This is a genomic window from Streptomyces zagrosensis, assembly GCF_014203645.1.
Lineage (GTDB): Bacteria > Actinomycetota > Actinomycetes > Streptomycetales > Streptomycetaceae > Streptomyces > Streptomyces zagrosensis.
In genome coordinates this window covers 464,694-481,233 of record NZ_JACHJL010000004.1, presented here as the reverse complement: position 1 = coordinate 481,233, position 16,540 = coordinate 464,694, and the positions used below count along the sequence as shown (strand labels likewise).

The window sequence follows — 16,540 nt, the reverse complement described above, 5'->3', positions numbered from 1 at the left end:
GGGCCAGCTCTGTTCGGATGCGTGCGCAGGGTGCCCCAGTTCGCGTACGGTTGACGGCTGCCCTACGCACACAGAAGGGGGCCTGGGTGGCCGCGCACAACGCCACGCACGCAGCATCCGCAGCGTCCCGGCATACCGGGTCCGACACCGAGGGAGCCCGTGACCGGGAGATCCGGGTCGAGCAGCGTCATCTCAACCGGGTGTACCGGCGCCTTGAGGAGAAGATCCACGAGGCCGAGTACCTCATGAACGACGCGGTGAAGGGAGGCCAGGTCGGCACGCCCGGCGCGCTCGCCGAGCGCGACGCACAGGTTTTCCGCGCCGGCGTGCACCTGAATCGGTTGAACAGCGAGTTCGAGGACTTCCTCTTCGGCCGGATCGACCTGCTGCTCGGCAAGGACGGCAAGCGCGGCCCGGACGGTGCGCACACCTCCGTCGAGCCCGCCGACGACGCCGAACGCATCGATGACAGCGGTGGCGCGCACGCCGACATTGCCGAGACGCTGCACATCGGACGGCTCGGCGTGCTCGACGCGGAGTATTCGCCGCTGGTCATCGACTGGCGGGCGCCCGCAGCGGCGCCCTTTTACCGGGCTACCCCCGTGGCGCCTGGCCGCGTCGTGCGCCGCCGCGTCATCCGCAGCAAGGGCCGCAAGGTGCTCGGCGTGGAGGATGACCTGCTACGCCCGGAGCTGACCGCATCCCTCGACGGTGAGCCGCTGTCGGTCGTCGGCGACGGCGCGCTGATGGCCGCGCTGGGCCGGGCCCGCGGGCACACCATGCGGGACATCGTCTCCTCCATCCAGGCGGAACAGGACCTGGTGATCCGGGCCCCCGCGAACTCCGTCACCTTGGTCGAGGGCGGCCCCGGCACGGGCAAGACGGCGGTCGCCTTGCACCGCGCCGCGTACCTGCTCTACCAGGACCGGCGCCGCTACGCGGGCGGCATCCTCATCGTCAGCCCCACCCCGCTGCTCGTCGCGTACACCGAGGGCGTGCTGCCCTCGCTCGGTGAGGAGGGCCAGGTGGCGATCCGTGCCATCGGCTCCCTGGCCGAGGCGGCCGAGGTTGCGCAGCGGGGCGGCCAGCAGGGCGACAGTGGCGCCCTGGTGTACGACGAACCGGCCGTGGCCAGGGTCAAGGGGTCCGTACGGATGGCGAGGGTGCTGCGGAAGGCGGCCAGGGGCGCGCTCACGCTGCCAGGACCGGCTCCGGTGGCCCACGCCGACGAGGGCGGCGACAGCGGTCAGCTCGCCTTCGATGAGCTGGTCGGCGATGAGGCGTACACCGGTGACAGTAGGGGCGGGACCAGGGCAGGGAACGGCGTGCCCGATCGGTTGCGGGTGGTCGCCTTCGGCGCCCGCGTCGAGTTGGATGGGCAGAAGCTGCGGCAGATCCGGCAGTCGGTGCTCAGCGGCACCGCTCCGGTCAATTTGATGCGTCCGCGTGCCCGGCGGCTGCTGCTGGACGCGCTGTGGTCGGCCTCCGGTGGGCCGCGGCGCTACCAGGACCCGGAGCTGGCGGCCGAGGCCCGCGAGGCATTCGACGAGGACATCACCACGGAGTCGGAGTTCACCGATTTCCTCGCCGCATGGTGGCCCGAGTTGACGCCGCGCCGGGTGCTCGCCGCGATGGCCGACGAGCGGCGGCTGGCCCGCTGGGCCGGGGGCGCTGGCGGCAGGGGCCGGGTGTTGACACAGCGCGAGGTGCGGCTGATGGCGCGCTCGCTGCGGCGGCTCGACGCCGCGGGGCACGGCCCGCTGTCGGTGCACGATGTAGCCCTCATCGACGAGCTGCACATGCTGCTCGGCACTCCTGCCCGGCCCCGTAAGCGCGAGGCGGACCCGCTCGACCAGCTCACCGGCCTGGACGAGCTGACCACCTACGCCGACCGGACCTCCTCCCGGTCGAGCCGGGCCGAGCGGCTTGAGCGGCTGCGCGATGAGGTGCGTACGGACTATGCGCACGTCATCGTGGACGAGGCGCAGGACCTGACGCCCATGCAGTGGCGGATGGTCGGCCGCCGGGGCCGGCAGGCCACCTGGACCGTGGTCGGCGACCCGGCGCAAAGCTCCTGGTCCGACCCGGACGAGGCGGCTGCCGCCCGGGACGAGGCGCTTGGCACCCGGCCCCGCCGCCGCTTCCAGCTCACCGTCAATTACCGCAACCCGGCGGAGATCGCCGCCCTCGCCTCCAAGGTGCTCGCCCTCGCGATGCCCGGCACCTCGCCTCCGACCGCGGTGCGGTCCACCGGCCTTGAGCCGCGGTTCGTGGTGGCGGGGAACGATCCGGGCGCCGTGCTGCGGGCGGAGGTGCGGCGGTTGCTGGCCGAGGTGGACGGCACGGTCGGCGTGGTCGTCGCGATGGGCCGCCGCACCGAGGCCCGCGCCTGGCTGGCGGAGCTGACCGGACCAGTGGCCTTCGGCGGCGGTGTCGGTATGGGGGCTGGTGCGGGGGCTGGTACGCGGGAGGCCGCGGGCGCAGCCGCCGGTGTGCGCTCGGGTGGCTCCGGCCGGCAAGGCGGCGCCGCTGGTACGGGGGAGCCGCGCAGCCGGGTCGTCGTGCTCGGCAGTCTGGAGGCCAAGGGCCTTGAGTACGACGCGACCCTCGTGGTCTCGCCCGCCGAGATCGCCGACGAGTCGCCGGCCGGGCTGCGGGTGCTGTACGTGGCGCTCACCCGGGCAACTCATCGGCTGACCGTGCTCTCCGGCGAGCGGGATGAGCCCGACTCCGCGGGCGTACCGGATCTGTTGCGGGACTAGTCGCAGCAACCAGTGGCGCGGGCGCTGGGTCGGGGCGCGGGTCGCACCCGGCCGGCGCCCGGCCCACTGGCGCTGGTCCGCTGGCCTCGACCCGCCGGCGCTGGCCCGGCCGGAACGCAATGGGGCGCCCCACCGCTGGTGGGGCGCCCCATGTGAACGCTTAGGTGACACCGACCCGCCATGCTCGCCTCGCGGCAAGTGGTCGCTCGTAGCGACGAAGGTTGGGCCCGGGGGCGTGGATCGGGCCGGCGTCACATCCAGGCTAACAAACTCAGCCGAGATGCCAATCCCGCCTCAGCAGCCCATCGCGTCATCTCGGGCGAGAGCTTCCGCTGGCGACGCGAAACCTCGCCGGGTGAAAGAACTCTTCCGCCACCTGCCGGATGCGGGGCGGACGCGGGGTGGTTACCGAGTACCGACTGGTAGGTGGGACCATTAGTGGGTGGCACGCCTCGGCGTGGCCGCGCTCCAAGGGAACAAGGGAAAGCAGAGGAAGTCGGCCATGGCAACGGCGCCTAGCGTCTCGTACTCGATGACGGTCCGGCTGGAGGTCCCCGCGAGCGGGACCGCGGTCAGCCAGCTCACCACCGCCGTGGAGTCCTCCGGCGGTTCGGTCACCGGACTCGACGTCACCGCCTCCGGCCACGAAAAGCTGCGGATCGACGTCACCATTGCCGCGACCTCCACCGCGCACGCCGACGAGATCGTCGAGAAGCTGCGCGGCATCGAGGGGGTGTCTCTCGGCAAGGTCTCCGACCGTACGTTCCTGATGCACCTCGGCGGCAAGATCGAAATGTCGTCCAAGCACCCCATCCGCAACCGTGACGACCTGTCGATGGTCTACACGCCAGGTGTCGCCCGGGTCTGTCAGGCCATCGCCGAGAACCCCGAGGACGCCCGCCGGCTGACCATCAAGCGCAACAGTGTCGCCGTGGTCACCGATGGCTCCGCCGTGCTCGGCCTTGGCAACATCGGGCCCATGGCCGCGCTGCCGGTAATGGAGGGCAAGGCCGCGCTGTTCAAGCGGTTCGCGGGGATCGACGCCTGGCCGCTGTGCCTTGACACTCAGGACACGGACGCCATCGTCGCGATCGTCAAGGCCATCGCGCCGGGCTTCGCCGGCATCAACCTGGAGGACATCTCCGCCCCCCGCTGCTTCGAGATCGAGGCCCGGCTGCGCGAGGCGCTGGACATTCCGGTCTTCCACGACGACCAGCACGGCACCGCCATCGTGGTGCTCGCAGCGCTGACCAACGCGCTGCGCGTGGTGGGCAAGAAGACCGAGGACGTACGGGTCGTCATGTCCGGCGCCGGCGCGGCGGGCACGGCGATCCTCAAGCTCCTGATCGCCGCCGGCTTGCGGCACGCGGTGGTCGCCGACATTCACGGAGTGGTGCACTCCGGGCGCCAGGACCTGGTCGGCGCCGATCCCGACTCCCCGCTGCGCTGGATCGCGGACAACACCAACCCGGAGAACGTCACCGGCACCCTCAAGCAGGCCGTGGTGGGTGCCGACGTGTTCATCGGTGTCAGTGCGCCCAACGTACTCAGCGGCGATGACGTGGCCGCGATGGCGCACGACGCGATCGTTTTCGCGCTGGCCAACCCCGACCCCGAGGTGGACCCGGGGGTGGCTCGGCAGACCGCGGCCGTCGTGGCCACCGGCCGGTCAGACTTCCCAAATCAGATCAATAACGTACTGGTTTTCCCGGGCGTTTTCCGCGGTCTCCTCGACGCTCAGTCACGTACCGTGAACACCCGGATGATGCTGGCCGCTGCTCGCGCGCTCGCCGACGTGGTCCTTGACGACGAGTTGAACGCGAACTACATCATCCCCTCCGTCTTCAACGACAAGGTCGCGGGTGCGGTGGCCGGTGCCGTACGGAACGCGGCCAAGGCTGTGACCGGCACCACGGCGGTCTAGGACGGCGCGTCGCGGTGCTGAGGGCCGCCGGGGCGGCCGTAGGGTGGCGGGCAGCATAACGGCCGCAGCCTCGGAGTAAGACGCGAAGCGAACCCTGCGGTGAGCTGCCGGGAGTGAACGGAGCGTCATCACAATGAGGCAGTGGCGCTTTTCGTGTGACTCCCTAGGGTGCCGGATTGGCTTTCGCGCCATAGGTGCGGGCAGGATGCTCCCCCGAGGACCTCGTCCAGGGGGGACCCCCAAGGGCGCGGAAAGATCGAAAGATCGGACCCGGGTCCGGGGACTGTCCGAGGGCCCTGGCAGCATCGGCTTCGATCTCACGCCTCATTGGCAAGAAGAACACGGGAGTACAACATGAACCGCAGTGAGCTGGTGGCCGCGCTGGCCGACCGCGCCGAGGTGACTCGCAAGGACGCCGACGCCGTGCTGGCCGCCCTCGCCGAGACCGTTGGTGAGGTCGTTGCCAAGGGCGACGAGAAGGTCACCATCCCCGGCTTTCTGACCTTCGAGCGCACCCACCGTGCCGCTCGGACCGCGCGTAACCCGCAGACCGGCGACCCCATCCAGATTCCGGCCGGTTACAGCGTGAAGGTTTCCGCGGGCTCCAAGCTCAAGGAAGCCGCCAAGGGCTGAGCCTCACATCACACGACAAGGGCGGCCACCCGCAGTGCGGGTGGCCGCCCTTTCGTATGGCTGGGGACCGTGGTGATGTGGGCCACTTTGCGGGCGCTCGTCCGCACCGAACCCGCTTGGCCGGGGCCCGTGGCGGCGGTTGCGCGGCGACATGGCGGCGGAAGGTATGGTTCCAGCGTCCTGCGGGCGGTACCCCTGGCATGGAGAGACGGCTCTGTGCGGCGCTATGAGCCGCTTACGGGGCATCCGGGCCATTTGGGTCCCACGATGGGGCTGCGGCGCGCTCACGGGCCCGGCGTGGAGATCCGGCGTGGAGACCCGCCGCGGCGGCCCAGCGTGGCGGCCCGGACGGGGGGCGGCAACTGGGCCAGTGCGGCATGTGGGGACGGAAGACTGAGTCCGTGAGCCGGAGTCGGTGGGCTCGCGAGCCGCGGAAAATCGCTTTTCGGTGGTCGGGGGTCGCGGCTACGATCGGCCCACTCCGTACAGCACGCTCCATCGAATGACGCCGCAAATGGGGAGCGGGCTCGCGTGCGCAGCGCGCACAAAGCCAGGGAGCGGGCGGCAGCGTTTTCGTATGCCCTAACGCCCCTTCGGAGGTCATCCCACCATGTCCACCACCTTGCCCGTACGGGTTGGCATCGGCCTGCCCATCAGCGACCCCGGCACGTTGCTGACCTGGGCCAAGCGCGCCGACGCCGGCCCCTTCGCCACCCTCGGCCTGCTCGATCGGCTCGTCTACGACAACCCCGAGCCGCTGATCACCCTGGCAGCCATCGCCGGGGCCACCAGCCGCATCCGGGTGCAGACCGAGGTACTACTCGCCCCGCTGCGCGAACCGGTGCTGCTCGCCAAGCAGGCCGCCACCCTGGACCGAATTTCACATGGCCGGTTCACGCTGGGCCTTGGCATTGGCGGCCGGGAGGACGACTTTCTTGCCGTGGGCGGCGATGTCCGCCATCGGGGCCGCGCCCTGGAGGAACGGCTCGCTGTGCTGCGCCGCGTGTGGGCGGGCGGCGACGGCGTCGAAGGCGTCCCCGACACCGGACCGGTGGGCCCGGCGCCCATCAGCGCGCGTGGGCCGGAGATCTTGTTCGGCGGCTTCGCTCCCGCCGCGCTGGCCCGCGTCGGTCAGTGGGGCGATGGCTTCCTGGGCGCCTCGTTGCCGCCCGCGCAGCTGACCGGGCTCTTCCGCACCGTGGAGGAGGGCTGGCAGCGCGCTGGTCGCGAGGGCCGGCCGCGGCTCGTTGCCCAGGTCAACGTGGCGATCGGTCCGGACCCGGTGGTGGACGAGGCCCGGCGCGCCATACGCGACTACTACGCGTTTTCTGACTTCGCCGAGCACGTCGCCCGCGGCCTGCTGGGCACGGCCGATGCGATCCGGGCGGCGATCGCAGGCTATGCGGAGATAGGGGCCGACGAGGTGATGTTGTACTGCTGGTCGGCCGATCCGGACCAGGTTGACAGGCTGGCTGAAATCATTCGCTAGGTGCGGCCCTGAACGGTCGTTTACGGCCATGATCGTTTTGCCGTGAACCATGTGGCCGGCCCGGCGCCGATCGGCGCCGGGAACGGCCCGCAGCGCACAACAGAGCTGGGCGGCTCTCTACCGTGCGGAGCCGCCCAGCGATGCCGTAAGCGATGTCGCCCAGCGATGCCAGCGACCTCTCAGTACCGGCAGCGGCAGCAAGCGTGCGTGGCGTGGCGCGGGGCAGCGTGGTGAGCGGCCCTGTGCCGTGGAGTTTCGGGCAGCCGGCTCAGCGGGCGCTCGCCGCGGGCCGTTCCACCTTTGCGCCGAGCTCGCCCAACTTGCTCATGAAGTTCTCGTAGCCCCGGTTGATCAGCTCGATGCCGTGCACGCGGGACGTGCCCTGCGCCGCAAGCGCGGCGATCAGGTACGAGAAGCCGCCGCGCAGGTCGGGGATGACCAGGTCTGAGCCCTGGAGCTTGGTGGGTCCGGAGACGACCGCGGAGTGCAGGAAGTTGCGCTGGCCGAAGCGGCAGGCGGAGCCGCCGAGGCACTCGCGGTAGAGCTGGATGTGGGCGCCCATCTGGTTGAGCGCCGAGGTGAAGCCAAGGCGCGACTCGTACACCGTCTCGTGCACGATCGACAGGCCCGACGCCTGGGTCAGCGCCACGACCAGCGGCTGCTGCCAGTCGGTCTGGAAGCCGGGGTGGACGTCGGTTTCCAGCGCGATGGCGTTGAGCGGGCCGCCCGGGTGCCAAAAGCGGATGCCCTCGTCGTCGATCTCGAAGGCGCCACCGACCTTGCGGTAGGTGTTGAGGAAGGTCATCATCGAGCGCTGCTGGGCGCCCTTGACGTAGATGTTGCCCTCGGTGGCGAGCGCGGCGCTCGCCCAGGAGGCCGCTTCGAGTCGGTCCGGCAGGGCGCGGTGGTTGTAGCCGCTGAGGCTGTCCACGCCGGTGATGCGGATCGTGCGGTCGGTGTCCATCGAGATGATCGCGCCCATTTTTTGCAGGACGCAGATCAGGTCTTCGATCTCCGGCTCGACGGCCGCGTTGGACAGCTCGGTGACGCCCTCCGCCAGTACGGCGGTCAGCAGCACCTGCTCGGTGGAGCCGACCGATGGGTACGGGAGGCGGATCTTGCAGCCGCGCAGCCGCTGCGGGGCCTCCAGATACTGGCCGTCGGCCCGCTTCTCGATGGTCGCGCCGAACTGTCGCAGGACCTCGAAGTGAAAGTCGATCGGCCGGCCGCCGATGTCGCAGCCGCCCAGGCCGGGGATGAACGCGTGGCCGAGGCGGTGCAGCAGCGGGCCGCAGAACAGGATCGGGATGCGGGAGGAACCGGCGTGTGCGTCGATGTCGGCGACGTTGGCGCTCTCGACGTGTGACGGGTCCAACACCAGCTCGCCCGCTTCTTCCCCGGGGCGCACGGTGACTCCGTGGAGCTGCAACAGACCGCGCACTACCCGCACATCGCGGATGTCGGGGACATTGCGCAGCCGGCTGGGCCCACTGCCGAGCAGTGCGGCGACCATGGCCTTGGGCACGAGGTTCTTCGCGCCGCGGACCCGGATCTCGCCCTCCAGCGGGGTGCCGCCGTGGACAAGGAGTACATCGTCGGTGCCGGTCATAAGTCTCGCGTTCCTGGGATGGGCCTTGATGGGCAAGGGGGGCAAAAGAAAAGAGTAATGGCCAACGCGAGCCGTTCCGTAAGGCCGAACGGCTCTCGGCCATCGTCCCCGCGGGTCGTACGCACCGTGCGTGTGCGAGTCGGGACGCGCAGTGATGTGCGCCGTCGTTGCTGTCGTACGCCCCCGACTGCTCTCACTCGGGCCTCCCATTCCGCCCCCCGCGCGGGCCCGAAGTGCGGGATCATGTGGCCATGACCGAGGTGTCCTCGCTCACAGGACGGCTGCTTGTCGCCACGCCGGCGCTGGCTGACCCGAACTTCGACCGTGCGGTGGTGCTCCTGCTTGACCACGATGAGGAGGGCTCGCTCGGCGTCGTACTCAACCGGCCTACTCCAGTCGGCGTCGGCGACATCCTCGAAGCGTGGGCCGCGCTGGCGGGGGAGCCGGGCGTGGTGTTCCAGGGTGGCCCGGTGTCCCTCGACTCGGCGCTGGGCGTCGCGGTCGTGCCGGGCGAGTCGGCGGCCGGGGGCGGGCGCGTAAGCGGTACGGGCTCGCCGCCGGCCGGAGGTGGGCCCGCCGCGCGTTCTCGGCTGCGGCTTGGCAGGGGAGATCCCATCGGCTGGCGCCGGGTGCATGGGGCGATCGGCCTTGTCGATCTGGAGGCCCCGCCGGAACTGCTCGCTCCCGCCGTGGGTTCGTTGCGGATCTTCGCCGGGTACGCCGGGTGGGGACCGGGGCAGTTGGAAGAGGAACTGGTCGAGGGCGCCTGGTACGTCGTGGAGTCGGAGCCCGGTGATGTGTCATCGCCCGATCCGGAACAGCTGTGGCGCTCCGTGCTGCGGCGACAGCGCAGCGAGTTGGCGATGGTGGCCACGTATCCGGACGACGCGTCGCTCAACTGACTGCGGGATACGGGCTACGCCCCGCTGGGCCAGTTCGCGGCCGTCATGGCGTAGTGCTGCACCGCCAGCGGGTGGGCGCCCCGGGTGGGGATGGCGAGCCGTACCGCGACCGCAGGCGCGTTCTTCAGGCGTATGAAGCGTAGGCCGGGGTGGGTGTGGCGCTGCGCGACCGGTTCCGGTGCCACCCCGATGCCGTGGCCTGCGGCCACGGCTTCAAGCCACTCGTCGAAGTTGCCGCTGGTGCACGCCAACTCGGGGCGCTGACCTACGGGCCATAGCTCGGGTCGGGTGGTGCCTGTGACGGTGTTGACCACCAGCGGCAGGTGCGCCAGTTCGCTCCAGTCCATGACGCGGCGGCCCGCGACGGAGGCCGCCGCGCCCTTGGCGCTGCGCGCCACCACCGCCACTCGCGCCTCATGAGCGACCACCCGGCTGCGGACGGTGTCCTGCGGCGCATCGCCCCGTAGCACCGCCACATCGCAGTCGCCGGTCTCCAGACCTGCTAGCGGAGTGTCCCGGCGGACCAGGCGCACGCGGGCGCCGGTGGCGGCTTCGAAGGCCGCGTTGAGTTCCGCGCAGGCGACCGGCAGCAGCGAGGTGAAGCCAAGGCGCAGCGTCGCATGCCGGCAGGGCGCGCGGAGCGCGTCGCCGAGGCGTGGCAGCAGCACCCCCAACTCCGCGTAGAGCCGCCGCCCCGCGTCCGTGAGGGCCACATGTCGGGTGGTGCGCTCCAGTAGCTGGGCGCCCACGGCCTCCTCCAGAGCCCGCACGGTGCGGGTGAGCGATGGCTGCCCGATGCGTAGTCGCTGCGCGGCATGGGTGAAGTTGCGTTCCTCGGCCACGGCTACGAAGCCGCGCAAATGTCGCAACTCCACATCGGGCAGTCCTAGCAGCCCCGCCGGGCTGAGGTCGTCCTGGGGCGTGCCGTGATCGCTCGTATCGCCACTCATGTCCCCTGAGCATAAGTGCCCGTCCGCGGGCATTTCCGCGACTATCCGGAGACTGCCTACGCTTCCGGCCATGACGGTCTGCCACCGCTGGCCGCGGCGGTCTTGTCAACGCTCGTCGTGGCGGTCTGTCGCCGCTCGCCGCGACGGCCTGCCGCGGCCCATCCGGTCGAGTCCACCGCACTCCTGAGCGCAACCGGTCGAGCCCACCGGCTGACCGGCCCACTGCGCCCACTGACAACAAGGAGCCGTGTTGTGCGTAAGGTCCTGCTTCTGGCGCTGGGGGCGTTCACCCTCGGCCTGGACGCGTATGTGATGGCGGGGCTGCTGCCCGTCGTCGCCGACGATCTCGATACCACGGTGTCGCTGGCGGGCCAGATGGTCACCGTCTTCACGCTCGCCTACGCGCTGTCCGCGCCGCTGGTGGCCGGCCTTTCTACGGGCGTACGCCCGCGGACGATGATCCTGATCGCCCTGGCCGTGTTCACCCTGGGCAATGGGCTCACCGCCCTCGCGCCCTCGCTCGCACTGCTGCTCGGGTCTCGGGCGATCGCGGGCGCCGGGGCCGGCGTCTACTCGGCGCTGTCCACCGCCGCCGCCTCCGCCCTGGCGCCGCCGGAGCGGCGCGGCCGGGCGCTGGCCATGGTGATGGGCGGCATGAGCGCCGGCACCGTGCTCGGCGTGCCGCTGGGTGTGCTGCTGGCCGAGCATGCGGGCTGGCGGGCCACCATGGGGCTGGTCACGGCCCTGGGTGCGGTGGCGCTCGGCGGGTTGGCCGTGCTGTTGCCGCAGGTTCCCGCCGAGCCCGCGGTGCCGGCCCGCAAACGGCTGGGGCTGATCACCGACCGGGCCGTCGCCCCGGTGGTCGGCGTCTCCTTCCTCGCCGCCGTCGCCAGCCTGGGCCTGTACACCTATCTGGCCCCGGTACTCGAATCCGCCGGCGGCATCGAGGGGGTCAGCCCGTATTTGTGGGCCTGGGGCATCGGTGGCGTACTGGGCAGCGTGATCGTCGGGCCGCTGGTGGATCGCATGGGGCGGGTGCGCACGCTGGTGTCGGTGGTGCTCGTGGCGATTGGGGCGGCGCAGCTTCTGTTGCCGTCGCTCGCTTCCGTGCCGCTGCTGCTCGGCCTGGTGCTCGTGGTGTGGGGCGCGGGTGGTTGGGCCCTTCAGGTGCCGCAGCAACACCGACTGCTCGCGCTGAGCGCGGAGCGCGGCACGGTGGCGCTCGCCCTGAACAACTCCGCCCTCTACCTCGGCAGCGCCGTTGGCTCCGCGCTCGGCGGCCTCGCGCTCTCGGCCGGCCTGTCCGGCAGCGCGCTGCCGTGGGCCGCCGCCGGGGTCGCGGGCCTTGGCCTGGTGCTGCACGGCGTCACGGCGCGTACGGGCGGCGCAGCGCGGACCTGCGGCCGGCCGGGCGTTGTGGATGGTGGCGCGTCATGCACACCCCAGGCGTGAGTACCCTTGGTCTGCATGAGCACTCATGAGCCCGAGCGCGGGGCAGGTACGGGCACCCTCGTTGAGCCGACGCCGCAGGTGTCGCACGGTGACGGCGACCACGAGCGCTTCGCCCACTACGTACAGAAGGACAAGATCATGGAGAGCGCTCTCTCCGGATCGCCCGTTGTCGCGCTCTGCGGCAAGGTGTGGGTCCCCGGCCGGGACCCCAAGAAGTACCCGGTATGTCCGATGTGCAAGGAAATCTTCGAGGGCATGGGCGCCGGGGGCGACAAAGGCAAGGACGGCAAGGACGGTAAGGGCGGCAAGAAGTAACCGTCGTCCGACCGCACTGATCCGCGGTGGGAAACCTCATACGCGCCCGGTCCGCATCCACGCCTGTGGATACGGACCGGGCGCGCGGTGTTGTCGGGGCGGGCGCGGCAGTAAGGTCGCTGCCATGAGCGGGCGCGTGGAGCGGGCGGCGTATCTGGTGTTCGGGGCCCGGGAGGTCGATGAGTCCGATGAGGGGACGCCGGCCTTCAGCCAGTTCGACAAGGACTGGGACGCACAACTGGAACAGTGTGGCCGGCTGGCCGCCGAACGCGGCTATCAGCCCGTGGGCAGCAGCGTGTTCTCGGTCCTCCAGGCGTCCATGGATCGGCTCCTGGAGTGGGCCGACAACCCCGGTTGCGATGTGGTGTTGGTCGCCAGCCTTCGTCTGCTGCGACGCATGCGCGCCACCTGGCCGGACTGGGACCTGGTAGTGGCCCGGCTAGGCGAGGCTGGCGCCCGCCTGGAGGCCGTGCCCTTCCCCGAACCGGCTTACCCGGGCGAGCGCTTTTGCGAGTGAGGCTCAGCGTCGCCTGGTCGGCGCGCCTGTGGTTGAGCTCGTCTTTTCACCGAGGCGGCGCCGGAGGTTGGGCCGAGGCGGGAGCGTAGGTCGTATCGGCGGTGGTGCCGGCGTGGCCCTGCTGAGCTCATGCTGAGCCCTGCTTAACTCGTTGGTTCTACCTTCCCGCGGCGGTTGTTACGGGCGTGCCGGGTCCGGCGCCGCGCTCTGTTGCTGGGCGCTGTTGGCCGCTGTCGCCGCGCTGTCGCCGGCCTGCTGCCCGCGTCGTTCGCTGCCCCGTTTGCTGGCTCGTTTGACTCGTTTCTGGCTGAGCCGTGCGTGCGTTCTTCCGTACTGGCTGTCACTTGGGCCTTCTTGCCCATCACGAAGTGGACGTGACCTCTTGTACGGCCAGACAACGGCCCTTAACCTCCTGCGTATTGTGCAAAGCGAAACGGGCGTTGCGCAGGACGCAACGCCACTCCGTGGGGGTCTCCGAATGAACGTCTTTGCCCGAATCGCCACCCCGATAGCGGTACTCGCCGCCGTCGGCCTCACCGCCACCGCCTGCGCCCCGTCCACCTCCGACAACGATGCGAAGAAGGACGACAAGAGCGGCACGCTGCGCGTCTGGCTCTTCCAGGAGGTCAACAACGAGCCCAAACAGAAGGTCGTTGACCAGGCAGTGGCGGATTTTCGTGCGGGGCACAAGGACGTCAAGGTGGACGTCACCTACATCCCGATCGACACCCGCGCGCAGAAGTTCAAGGCGGCGTTCAATGACCCGAAGAGCGCCCCCGGCCTCATCGAGTACGGCAACACCGACACCGCCGGATACGTGCGCGACGGCGGACTCGCCGACATCAGCAAGGAGTTCGCGGGCTGGCCGCAGAACAAGGACACCGACCCGACGGCCAAGGAGTCGGTGACCGTTGCCGGGAAGACCTACGGCTCGCCGCTGTTCGTCGGCGTCCGCGCGCTCTACTACCGCACCGACGTCTTCAAGGACCTCGGTCTCAAGCCGCCCACGACGCAACAGGAGTTGATCAGCACCGCCAAGAAGGTCCGGGCCGAACGCTCCGATCTCTACGGGCTCGTGGTCGGCGGTGCGTACACCTACGGGGCCCTGCCGTTCGTTTGGTCCAACGGCGGCGAGCTGGCGACCAAAGAGGGCGGCTCATACCGCTCGGCCATCGACAGTGAGCAGGCCAGGGGCGGGATCGACGTGTACGCCTCACTGTTCGGCGACGACAACTGTCCGGCCAGGAAGTGTGCGCAGATGGGCGGCAACGACACCATCGAGGCGTTCGCTTCCGGTAAGGCAGGCATGGCCATCGGTGGTGACTTCAACCATCAGGCCGTCGAGAGCAGCAAGGTCAAGGGCAAGTACGCGGTGGTGCCGCTGCCCGGGAAGAAGGCGGGCGAGATCGCCCCGGCGTTCGCGGGCGGGAACAACATCGGGCTGCTCAAGAGCAGTTCGCACCGCACGCTCGGGCTCGATCTGATGCAGTCGCTGACCAGCAAGAAGACGCAGAACTCGCTCTTCGACGCGATGGGCTTTCTGCCCACCTACACCGATGTACGCGAGGAAGCCGCGGCGCGGCGGCCGTTCGTGGCACCGTTTGTGCGGACCCTGGACGCCGGGGCGAAGTTCGTCCCCGCCTCGCCCGGTTGGGCCTCCATCGACGCCGGCCTGGTGCTGCCCACGATGTTCCAGCAGATCGTCAGCGGCCGTAAGGACACGGACGCTGCGGCGGGCGAGGCGAGCCAAAAGATGAACGACGCCTTCGCCGAAGCAAGCTGAGTGAGCCGCTGATGTCTTCCAACGCCTCCACTCCGGCCCCCGTGCCCGCCACCGCCCCCGCTGGCCCGGCCCCCGCCGCGTCCGCTCTTGTGCCGCGCCCCGTGGCCAAGGGCGGGCGGCGCGGCGGCGGCTCCCCGCGCACAGCGAAGTCCGGCGGCTTCGGGCCGCGCGGCGCCTCGCGGTGGACGCCGTGGCTCTATTTGGCGCCCGCCCTGGTCGTCCTCGCCGCACTGCTCATTTACCCGATCTACCAACTCGGCCTCATCTCCTTCCTGGAGTACACCCAGGCCCAGGTCAGCGGTGGTGAGCCGACCACCTTCAAGGGCTTCGGTAACTACGCCAAACTCTTCGGTGACCGGCAATTTTGGGACGTGCTCGTCGCCACCTTGATCTTCGCCGCCGTCTGCGTGGTCTCCACCCTCGGCGTGGGCTGCGCGCTGGCCGTTCTGCTCACCCGCATCCGCGCGCTGCCCCGACTGGCGCTGATGCTCGCCGCCCTTGGCGCATGGGCCACCCCCGCCATCACCGGCTCGACGGTCTGGGTCTTCCTCTTCGACCCGGACTTCGGCCCGGTCAACAAGATGCTCGTGTGGTGCGGCCTGTCCGGCTTCGAGGACTTCTCCTGGACCTACGACCGCTACAGCGCGTTCGCGCTGGTGCTCTTCGAGGTCGTGTGGTGCTCGTTCCCGCTGGTCATGGTCACCGTGTACGCGGGCATCAAGGCCATCCCCAGCGAGGTGCTCGAAGCGGCCTCACTCGACGGCGCATCGCACTGGCGCACCTGGCGCAGCGTCATGGCACCGATGCTGCGGCCGATCCTCGTCGTGGTCACCATCCAGTCCATCATCTGGGACTTCAAGGTGTTCACCCAGATTTACGTGATGACCAACGGCGGCGGCATTGCCGGCCAAAACCTGGTGCTCAATGTGTACGCCTATCAAAAGGCGTTCGCTTCCTCGCAATACAGCCTCGGCTCGGCGATCGGCATCGTCATGCTGCTGATCCTGCTCGCCGTGACCCTGATCTATCTGCGGCTGCTGCGCAGACAAGGAGAAGAGCTGTGAGCCTTTCGTCCGCGAGCCGCTCGTCCGTGAGCCCCTCGTCCGCGGGCCCGCGACCCCGCCGCCGCTCGCGGTTGCGCATCCGTAGGCCATGGCGGCTGGCCGCGGAGGTCGCGGCCCTGTTGATCGCGGTGGTGGTTGCATTCCCGCTGTACTGGATGGTGCTCTCCGCGTTCAAACCGGCGGACGAGGTGCAATCCAGCAACCCCAGGCCCTGGACCTGGAACCCCTCCCTCGACGCCTTCCGGCGCGTATTCGAGCAGCAGGACTTCGGCCGCTACTTCCTCAACAGCCTCTTCGTCGCGGGCACCGTGGTCATCGCCTCGGCGCTGATCGCCTTTCTCGCGGCGACGGCCGTCACCCGCTTTCGGTTCAAGCTGCGGACGACGGTGCTCATCATGTTCTTGGTGGCGCAGATGGTGCCGGTCGAGGCGCTGACCATCCCGATGTTCTTCCTCATGCGCGACGTGGGCGACACCGTGCCCGGCGTCGGACTCAACACCCTCGGCTCGCTGATCCTGCCGCACATCGCCTTCTCGCTGCCGTTCGCCATCTGGATGCTGCGCGGATTCGTCAAGGCCGTTCCCGAGTCCCTTGAGGAGGCCGCCTACCTGGACGGGGCGAGCCGCACCCGGTTCCTGTGGCAGATCCTGTTCCCCCTCGTGCTGCCGGGCCTCATCGCCACCAGCGTGTTCTCGTTCATCTCCACCTGGAACGACTTCCTGTTCGCCAAGTCCTTCATCATCAGCGCGACCGAGAACTCCACGCTCCCGATGGCGCTTTTGGTGTTCTTCAAGGACGAGGGCAACGACTGGGGCGGCATCATGGCGGCCTCAACCATCATGACCATTCCGGTGCTCATCTTCTTCGTACTCGTGCAACGGCGCCTCGTATCGGGCCTCGGTGGGGCGGTGAAGGACTGACGGCACGCCCACGACGGCACGACCGGCTCCCCGCCATCTCTTTCGCGGTCCTGCCGTCGATGGGGCGCCCCCGATCGTGTGAGTCCCGAGCCAAGCGGACCGCCCACCTCCACCGCCCCTGGGACGGTGGTCTTCAGACAACGGTACAAGCCACGCAAGGGTCATCGAAGAGTGGTAATCCACCAGTAAACGGCGAGCAGCGGGACGTTTGAAGAAAACG

General features: G+C 69.7%; 13 protein-coding genes. 11 read left to right on the top strand and 2 right to left on the bottom strand.

The features are described from left to right. Positions 1–86: 86 nt before the first annotated feature. The 4 genes from FHS42_RS11090 (at position 87) to FHS42_RS11075 (ending at position 6,808) form a co-directional block, all read left to right on the top strand. On the top strand, positions 87–2,762 hold the full coding sequence (locus FHS42_RS11090; RefSeq protein WP_312866823.1) for a HelD family protein: 2,676 nt from the start codon (positions 87–89) through the stop codon (positions 2,760–2,762). 502 nt (positions 2,763–3,264) lie between these two features. Further along, a complete protein-coding gene (locus FHS42_RS11085) occupies positions 3,265–4,686 on the top strand; it encodes an NAD-dependent malic enzyme (protein WP_184571497.1) in 1,422 nt (473 codons plus the stop codon). A gap of 354 nt (positions 4,687–5,040) precedes the next feature. Further along, positions 5,041–5,319 carry an HU family DNA-binding protein gene (locus FHS42_RS11080; RefSeq protein ID WP_176161898.1) on the top strand — a complete coding sequence of 93 codons (279 nt, stop codon included), beginning with the start codon at positions 5,041–5,043 and terminating at the stop codon, positions 5,317–5,319. A 610-nt stretch (positions 5,320–5,929) separates the two neighbouring features. Then, positions 5,930–6,808 (top strand): LLM class flavin-dependent oxidoreductase, encoded by an 879-nt coding sequence (locus FHS42_RS11075; RefSeq protein WP_184571495.1) that lies wholly within the window; start codon positions 5,930–5,932, stop codon positions 6,806–6,808. Positions 6,809–7,076: 268 nt separating this feature from the next. On the opposite strand, the gene murA is transcribed toward FHS42_RS11075, so the two are convergent. After that, entirely contained in the window at positions 7,077–8,417 is a 1,341-nt protein-coding gene (murA, locus tag FHS42_RS11070; RefSeq protein ID WP_184571493.1) for a UDP-N-acetylglucosamine 1-carboxyvinyltransferase, read from the bottom strand. A gap of 251 nt (positions 8,418–8,668) precedes the next feature. On the opposite strand from murA, the gene FHS42_RS11065 reads away from it, so the two are divergent. Then, a complete protein-coding gene (locus FHS42_RS11065) occupies positions 8,669–9,319 on the top strand; it encodes a YqgE/AlgH family protein (RefSeq protein WP_184571491.1) in 651 nt (216 codons plus the stop codon). Between the two features lie 14 nt (positions 9,320–9,333). Here the strand turns inward: FHS42_RS11065 and FHS42_RS11060 are convergent, their stop codons facing one another. Next, the gene (locus FHS42_RS11060; RefSeq protein WP_184571489.1) at positions 9,334–10,269 is read right to left on the bottom strand and encodes a LysR family transcriptional regulator; all 936 of its coding nucleotides are present in this window, start codon (positions 10,267–10,269) and stop codon (positions 9,334–9,336) included. Between the two features lie 252 nt (positions 10,270–10,521). On the opposite strand from FHS42_RS11060, the gene FHS42_RS11055 reads away from it, so the two are divergent. The 6 genes from FHS42_RS11055 (at position 10,522) to FHS42_RS11030 (ending at position 16,320) form a co-directional block, all read left to right on the top strand. Beyond that, positions 10,522–11,721: an MFS transporter gene (locus tag FHS42_RS11055; protein WP_184571487.1), complete on the top strand. Its 1,200-nt coding sequence runs from the start codon at positions 10,522–10,524 to the stop codon at positions 11,719–11,721. Between the two features lie 15 nt (positions 11,722–11,736). Next, complete coding sequence (locus FHS42_RS11050; protein WP_184571486.1) at positions 11,737–12,036, top strand: DUF3039 domain-containing protein; 300 nt, start codon at positions 11,737–11,739, stop codon at positions 12,034–12,036. Between the two features lie 124 nt (positions 12,037–12,160). Beyond that, the gene (locus FHS42_RS11045; RefSeq protein ID WP_184571484.1) at positions 12,161–12,553 is read left to right on the top strand and encodes a recombinase family protein; all 393 of its coding nucleotides are present in this window, start codon (positions 12,161–12,163) and stop codon (positions 12,551–12,553) included. A gap of 478 nt (positions 12,554–13,031) precedes the next feature. Further along, the gene (locus FHS42_RS11040; RefSeq protein ID WP_184571482.1) at positions 13,032–14,336 is read left to right on the top strand and encodes an extracellular solute-binding protein; all 1,305 of its coding nucleotides are present in this window, start codon (positions 13,032–13,034) and stop codon (positions 14,334–14,336) included. 11 nt (positions 14,337–14,347) lie between these two features. Then, positions 14,348–15,400, top strand: a complete 1,053-nt coding sequence (locus FHS42_RS11035; RefSeq protein ID WP_184571480.1) for a carbohydrate ABC transporter permease — start codon at positions 14,348–14,350, stop codon at positions 15,398–15,400. A 26-nt stretch (positions 15,401–15,426) separates the two neighbouring features. Next, positions 15,427–16,320 carry a carbohydrate ABC transporter permease gene (locus FHS42_RS11030; RefSeq protein WP_184571683.1) on the top strand — a complete coding sequence of 298 codons (894 nt, stop codon included), beginning with the start codon at positions 15,427–15,429 and terminating at the stop codon, positions 16,318–16,320. The last annotated feature ends 220 nt before the right edge of the window (positions 16,321–16,540 follow it).

Bases quoted from the DNA above. Each gene is read 5' to 3' on its own strand.
- FHS42_RS11085 (WP_184571497.1), top strand. From the start codon at position 3,265: ATGGCAACGGCGCCTAGCGTCTCGTACTCGATGACGGTCCGGCTGGAG.
- FHS42_RS11080 (WP_176161898.1), top strand. From the start codon at position 5,041: ATGAACCGCAGTGAGCTGGTGGCCGCGCTGGCCGACCGCGCCGAGGTG.
- FHS42_RS11075 (WP_184571495.1), top strand. From the start codon at position 5,930: ATGTCCACCACCTTGCCCGTACGGGTTGGCATCGGCCTGCCCATCAGC.
- murA (WP_184571493.1), bottom strand. From the start codon at position 8,417: ATGACCGGCACCGACGATGTACTCCTTGTCCACGGCGGCACCCCGCTG.
- FHS42_RS11065 (WP_184571491.1), top strand. From the start codon at position 8,669: ATGACCGAGGTGTCCTCGCTCACAGGACGGCTGCTTGTCGCCACGCCG.
- FHS42_RS11060 (WP_184571489.1), bottom strand. From the start codon at position 10,269: ATGAGTGGCGATACGAGCGATCACGGCACGCCCCAGGACGACCTCAGC.
- FHS42_RS11050 (WP_184571486.1), top strand. From the start codon at position 11,737: ATGAGCACTCATGAGCCCGAGCGCGGGGCAGGTACGGGCACCCTCGTT.
- FHS42_RS11045 (WP_184571484.1), top strand. From the start codon at position 12,161: ATGAGCGGGCGCGTGGAGCGGGCGGCGTATCTGGTGTTCGGGGCCCGG.
- FHS42_RS11040 (WP_184571482.1), top strand. From the start codon at position 13,032: ATGAACGTCTTTGCCCGAATCGCCACCCCGATAGCGGTACTCGCCGCC.
- FHS42_RS11035 (WP_184571480.1), top strand. From the start codon at position 14,348: ATGTCTTCCAACGCCTCCACTCCGGCCCCCGTGCCCGCCACCGCCCCC.